The organism is Flavobacterium sp. F52, from assembly GCF_000278705.1.
GTDB classification, from domain to species: Bacteria; Bacteroidota; Bacteroidia; order Flavobacteriales; family Flavobacteriaceae; genus Flavobacterium; species Flavobacterium anhuiense.
Map to the genome: position 1 here is coordinate 1 of NZ_AKZQ01000008.1, position 6444 is coordinate 6444.

Genomic DNA, 6444 nt, shown 5'->3' on the forward strand with positions numbered 1-6444 from the left:
CTTGGTGCCTTTGTGGCAATAAACTTTCCCACAAAATGCTTAAATTTAGAACATTATTTAAACATACCTTCAGGCATTCAAAACATGAAACCTGAAGCATGAAACTTAAAAAAATGATACATCAAGATAAAGAAGTAAAAAACGCTAAAAATAAAGCCAAATCTTCCTGCTGCTGTTCGCATGATGAACCCGTGCATTCTGATAATGAGGTTCATGATCACGGTGGACATGATCATGAACACAATGCAAGTGGCAGTTGGTTTAAACTGTTTTTGCCTTCGATTATATCCTTTATTTTACTGATTATCGGAATTGGTTTAGATAATTATTTTCCGCAAGATTGGTTTACAGGATATGTTAGAATTGCGTGGTATGCAATTGCATATCTTCCAGTCGGACTTCCAGTTTTAAGAGAAGCTTACGAAAGCATTGTAAAAGGAGACATTTTCTCTGAGTTTTTCCTCATGTGCATTGCCACAATAGGAGCTTTTGCCATCGGAGAATATCCAGAAGGTGTTGCTGTTATGCTGTTTTATACGATTGGAGAAACTTTTCAGGGAATGGCAGTTAATAGAGCAAAATCGAGTATTAAAAGCCTTTTGGATCAACGTCCCGATGAGGTTCACATACTAGAAAACAATGTCGCAGTAAAAGTAAAAGTTCAAGAGGTACAGATTGGAGCGATTATTCAGCTTAAAGCTGGAGAAAAATTAGGTTTGGACGGTGAATTGTTATCAGACTTCGCTTCCTTTAATACAGCGGCTTTAACGGGAGAAAGTAAGCCCGATACTAAGAAGAAAGGCGAAACTGTTTTGGCAGGAATGATAAATGGCAATACGATTGCAGAAGTAAAAGTAACAACCGCTTACAGCGACAGTAAATTGTCTAAAATTCTGGAACTCGTACAAAATGCCACAACCAAAAAGGCGCCAGCGGAATTGTTTATTAGAAAGTTTGCGAAAATTTATACGCCAATTGTGGTATTTCTCGCCATTGGAATTTGTTTGATTCCGATGTTTTTTGTTGATGATTATGTTTTTACTGATTGGTTGTACAGAGCTTTGGTTTTCTTGGTTATTTCCTGTCCTTGTGCTTTGGTTATAAGCATTCCGTTGGGATATTTTGGCGGAATCGGCGCTGCAAGCAGAAACGGAATCCTGTTTAAAGGCAGTAATTTTCTTGACAGTATTTCGACGATTCAGAATGTTGTGGTAGACAAAACAGGAACTATGACCGAAGGCGTTTTTAAAGTTCAAGAAGTTATCATAAAACCAGAATTCGATAAAAATGAAATCTTAAGATTAGTCAATGCTCTTGAAAATAGAAGCACGCATCCCGTGGCTACAGCTATTCACAATCATGTTGGACCAATTGACTCTTCGGTAGAATTAAAAGAAATCGAAGAAATTTCAGGGCATGGACTAAAAGCAACTCACAACGGAAAAGAATTATTTGTTGGGAATTTTAAACTTTTAGATAAATATTCGATTTCGTATGACATTGATCCATCTTCAATCATTTATACGACAATTGCTATCGCTTACGAAAGTAAATTTGCTGGTTACTTAACTATTGCAGATGAAATTAAAGCAGATGCTAAAGAAACGGTTTCTAAACTAAAATCTTTAGGAGTAAAATTGACCATGTTGAGCGGAGATAAAACCAATGTGGTTCAATTTGTTGCTGATAAATTGGGAATCACAAAAGCTTTTGGTGATTTGCTTCCAGAAGATAAAGTCAATAAAGTCAATGAAATTAAAGCCAAAAACGAAACAATTGCCTTTGTGGGCGATGGCGTAAACGATGCTCCTGTAATTGCTTTAAGTACGGTTGGAATTGCAATGGGAGGTTTAGGAAGCGACGCAGCCATCGAAACTGCCGATGTGGTTATTCAAGATGATAAACCTAGCAAAATTGCAATGGCAATCAATATTGGGAAACAAACCAAAAAGATTGTCTGGCAGAATATTACTTTGGCATTCGTAGTTAAAGCTTTTGTCTTAATTCTTGGCGCGGGCGGACTTGCAACCATGTGGGAAGCTGTTTTTGCAGATGTGGGAGTAGCACTTTTAGCGATTTTGAATGCGGTTAGGATTCAGAGGATGAGGTTTTAAGAGATTATAAACTGCCGACAATATCTTTCCATCTATTTTCAGAATAGAATTTTTGAAATGCAGCATTCGACAATAATGATTTTAAGTTTAAATCGCCTCTAAGATGGTTTAAACTTAAAAAATCTAAAGCAATACTTCGATATTGCTCTTCGTTCGTTTGATTGTAAGTTTTCGCAAAAAGTTCTGCTGCTTCAAAATTTTGAGCGCTAGTCATTCCTCCTAAAATCATTGAAGCGTTATTATAATTTTCATAGACATTCTGAAATTCTTTTGATTCATAATATTTTTTAGCGGAGTTGATGAGACTTAAAGTATCTTCTTTGTCTTTTTGATCCTTTTTTGAAGCAATTGCTGCTGTTGGAAGAATGTATTTAAAACCATAATTCAAAGCATAAATTCTTAAAGGAAGAAGTTCTAAAGAGGCTCTTCTTTTATCGGTTTCATTTTCTTTGATGATACTTCGAAAACTCGAAGCTTCTCCATTTTGCGTCCAATTTACTTGTGTTCCGTAAACTTGTTTGTAATTTAAATTGCATTGAACTCTGTCATACAAAAATGCATAATTTTCAATTTCAAGTTCTTTTGTCCCTTTTAATTTTTCTATTTCTTCCAAAGCCTTTTTTTGGAACAAAATATCTTGATCTGAGTGCTGGACAATAAGCCAGAAATTATGAGCGCCATCTTTTCCTATTTGAGATATTTTTGGCCAGCCGTTGCTTCTTAGAATCTCTTTTGCCGTAGAAAGATTTTTATAATCCAGTTCGTTAATTTTCTGCTGTAAAGCATTCAATTTTTCGGGATCTGAAGTTTGAATTTTAGAATACCTGACTTTCTGGTCTTCAATTCCCATTGCGTTAATTTGTTTTCGAAGTTCTGGCAGTTTCAGTGTCTTTTCATATTCTTGTTCTTTTAAATGCGCTTTTTGCACAATGATTTTCCATTCTTCAGAATAATTATTTCTAATGAAATCAAAATATGGATCAGTAATTGATCGGCTTCTGTCCAGCCTTTATCTAGCGATAAGTTTAAATACTGAAAAGCTTTAGTTTTATTTTCGTCAAGCGAATACATTCCAGCCGCTTTGTAGGCATTTAAAGCATCTGGTTTTTGGATTGAAAATGCTTTCTCCAGTTTCAGAATAGCATTTTTATAATCTTTTTGAAGATGCAATAACGAAGCTTCTGCAAGCAAAACTTGTTTACTCAGATTGTTTTGTCCTTTACAAGTATAAAAACTAAATAACAGCAAGACAAGTCCAAATGGTTTCAGATATTTTAAAATCATTTTTCAGCTTTTTGGAAGATGAAAATACAAATTATATTTTTATATGTTTGAAACAAAGTGTTTTAAAACTCCAGTTCAATTATGTTATCATTATTTTCCAAAGTTATTTTCACTGGATTACTTTCAGAAGGGATTTGAGTTGGATACCAATTTCGAGTAGGCTGTACCAGAATCAATAAACCATCATGATCGCCAATTGCGGCAAATTTATCGGTATTGGTATTTTGAGAAAAGAAATGCAATCCGTGTTCTTCGATTAATTGATTTCCTAATTGTAATGGACTATCTGTAACAATTCCGATTTCGCTTATATTTAAAATTGAAGCAGAATTAAACTCGCCAACTTGTTCATTATTAAGATCATGTCTAGCAATGAATTCGAGTAGATTTCCGTTGTGATCGAAGAAATATATAGAATGTGCATTCCAATTTTCGAAATTAGTAACCACGCTTTTATCTTCTAGAACAATTAAATAAACTTTGTCCTTGCACCATTGAATGGCTTCTTCAAGCTGATTTTCAGGAATATTGAAAGCAAAATGATATATGGAATTAAAATCTGAATCTTCAACAAATTTTAAAATGGAAGTTCCAGCCTGAAATGTTATCGATTTTTGATCGCTTTCTAAAATGAAAAGGCCAAAAATGTTCTGATAAAATGCTTTCGTTTTTTGAATATCGTTTGTTTTAATTTGTATCTGATCAATTCTCATGGCAGTAAATTTTTATAAAAGAAAAAGCTCCTTTTGAGTTCTAGTCAAATTTAAGAAATGCCAATAAATTCAAGGCTAAAGAGGTATTTTATGTGTCAATAAAATGATAGTAAATAATTATGGATTGGCGCTTAATGGCATTTTTAAATAATCTATAAAGCTAAAAAAAGATAGATACCAATTGTTGTAAGATTATCGAAAAAACTTTCATCTTATAATTGATTTTCAATTAAAAAGCCCGATTGTGGTCGGGCTCTTATATTTTAATATGTAGCAGGTTTTCTAATATTTTTTCCAACCTTTTGATTTAAATCATCACCAAGATCTTCTCTTGCAGTATCTGCAATTTTCTGAATTTCGGCTACAATTTCGGGATATAATTGCTGCACATCACGCACTTCTCCCGGATCGTGCGCTAAATCGTAAAGTGCCATAGGAAATTCTGCAGACGCACCTTCACCGCGATATCCATCTTTTCCTTGTAGCTTTTTGTTGTAGGTTATGCCTTTGTGCGGAAAAACCAATTTCCAGTGTTTGTAGCGAATAGCTTCTAGATTATTGCTTCCAACTCCAAAATAATAATAAAAAATTTCTCTCGGACCAGAAGCTGTTTTTCCAGTTAAGACAGGAAGAAAATTTAAACCGTCAATTTGATTTTTAGGTAAAGAAGCTCCTGTTATTTTGGCAATTGTAGGTAATAAATCCATATTGGTCATAAGCGAACTGTTTACAGAACCGCCTTTTATTTTGCCAGGCCAACGAATCAGGAAAGGAACTCTTGTGCCGCCTTCCCAAGTGGTAGATTTTCCTTCTCTAAAACCTCCCGAAGAACCTGCATTATCACCAAAAACAAGCCAAGGGCCATTGTCGCTGGTGATGATTAAAACGGTGTTTTTAGCAATTCCTTCTTTATCGAGCGTATTTATAATTTCGCCAATAGACCAATCCAGTTCCATAATAACATCACCAAAAAGGCCTAAATCGCTTTTGCCTTTAAATTTGTCTGAAACCGCCAAAGGAGCGTGAGGCAGAGGATGAGTCAGGTATAAAAAGAAAGGATTTTTTTTGTTTTTTTTGATAAAACCTATTGCTTTTTCGGTAAAAAGCGTGGTTAGTTTTGAAGCATCTTTGATGTTTTCAATCGTATCAATAACGGTTGTATTACTGATTAAAGGAAGCGGAGGAAAGCTCGAACGCATGTCTTTAGAATCGGTAACTTTTGAGTACCCATCATAATCAATTGGCCATACATCGTGCGAATACGGAATCCCGAAAAACTCATCAAAATCATAATTGGTAGGCCAGTAAGGCAATACATTGCCTAAATGCCATTTGCCGTAATTGGCAGTTTTGTAACCGTTTTTCTTTAAAAGCGATGCAATCGTTTCTTCATTCGGATTCAAAGCGTGTTTAGCTCCTGGAAGTAATACGCCCGACATGCCAATTCTATTAGGATAACAGCCTGTTAGTAAGGCAGCTCGAGAAGCTGTACAAATAGCTTGTCCAGCATTAAAATTGGTTAAACGCATTCCTTCTTCGGCAATTTGATTGAAATGTGGAGTATTAACTCCCGTCATTCCGTACGGTTCTGTGTCACCATAACCCATATCATCCATATTGATGATAATAATATTGGGTTTAGAATTTGAGTCTTTACTTTGAGCAATGCCTAAAGAAGTGATTGCCGAAAGAAAGAGCAAGAAGAAACTTCTTTTCATAACTTGTGGTTTTTGGAATAATTAATAATTGCATGGCGTATAAGTTTGGTTGACCACAAATATATTCAAAAGATGAAGTTTAAAAATAAAAAAAGCCCGTTTCATAAAGAAAGGGCTTGGAAGATTTGCACTTTTTGGGGCAAAATACAAATTGTATAACTAATTTATTTTGGCATTTCTGGAGTGATAATTCTTCTTGTTGGAGTACTTAAAGTTTCAATAAAAGCTAGTAAATCACTTATTTCTTCTTTGCTTAAGTTTAATTTTTTAAGTGCAGGGTCCACTTTTGGAATCAAAGAATCGCGAGCAGTTCCTAGATATTTTTTCTGAACAGGAGATGGATTTCCTAAATTATATAATTCGACCACGTCCAATAAAGTTGGAAAATGTCCATGATGCATCCATGGTCTTGTGTTTACAACTTCACGAAGAGTTGGGGTTCTAAATTTGCCAATATCTTTTACATCTTTAGTAACATTGTAACGTCCGAAATCTTCATTTTTGGTTCCGAATAAAGTCTGCCCGTCATTATGAAACTGATTGTCGCTAAAATAAGGTGTATTGTGGCAGTTGATACATTGTGCTTTGGTTCTAAACAAATGCATTCCATTTACT

The 6444-nt window shown here is 34.7% G+C and carries 6 protein-coding genes; 1 reads left to right on the top strand and 5 read right to left on the bottom strand.

Annotated features, from left to right (window positions below; all coding sequences use genetic code 11):
* Positions 1 to 113: 113 nt before the first annotated feature.
* Complete coding sequence (locus FF52_RS04270; RefSeq protein WP_035690769.1) at positions 114 to 2114, top strand: heavy metal translocating P-type ATPase; 2001 nt, start codon at positions 114 to 116, stop codon at positions 2112 to 2114.
* Positions 2115 to 2118: 4 nt separating this feature from the next.
* Here the strand turns inward: FF52_RS04270 and FF52_RS04275 are convergent, their stop codons facing one another.
* The 5 genes from FF52_RS04275 to FF52_RS04295 all read right to left on the bottom strand — a co-directional run.
* Positions 2119 to 3042 carry a DUF6624 domain-containing protein gene (locus FF52_RS04275; RefSeq protein ID WP_008463237.1) on the bottom strand — a complete coding sequence of 308 codons (924 nt, stop codon included), beginning with the start codon at positions 3040 to 3042 and terminating at the stop codon, positions 2119 to 2121.
* Positions 3024 to 3398, bottom strand: a complete 375-nt coding sequence (locus FF52_RS04280) for a hypothetical protein (protein WP_008463238.1) — start codon at positions 3396 to 3398, stop codon at positions 3024 to 3026. The genes FF52_RS04275 and FF52_RS04280 overlap by 19 nt, the downstream gene beginning before the upstream one ends.
* Before the next feature lie 62 nt (positions 3399 to 3460).
* Positions 3461 to 4111, bottom strand: coding sequence for a VOC family protein (locus FF52_RS04285; protein WP_008463239.1), 651 nt, complete (start codon positions 4109 to 4111; stop codon positions 3461 to 3463).
* A gap of 263 nt (positions 4112 to 4374) precedes the next feature.
* Complete coding sequence (locus FF52_RS04290; protein ID WP_008463240.1) at positions 4375 to 5829, bottom strand: sulfatase; 1455 nt, start codon at positions 5827 to 5829, stop codon at positions 4375 to 4377.
* Between the two features lie 164 nt (positions 5830 to 5993).
* Positions 5994 to 6444: cytochrome-c peroxidase (locus tag FF52_RS04295; RefSeq protein ID WP_008463241.1), on the bottom strand; the 451-nt coding region annotated here is incomplete at its 5' end.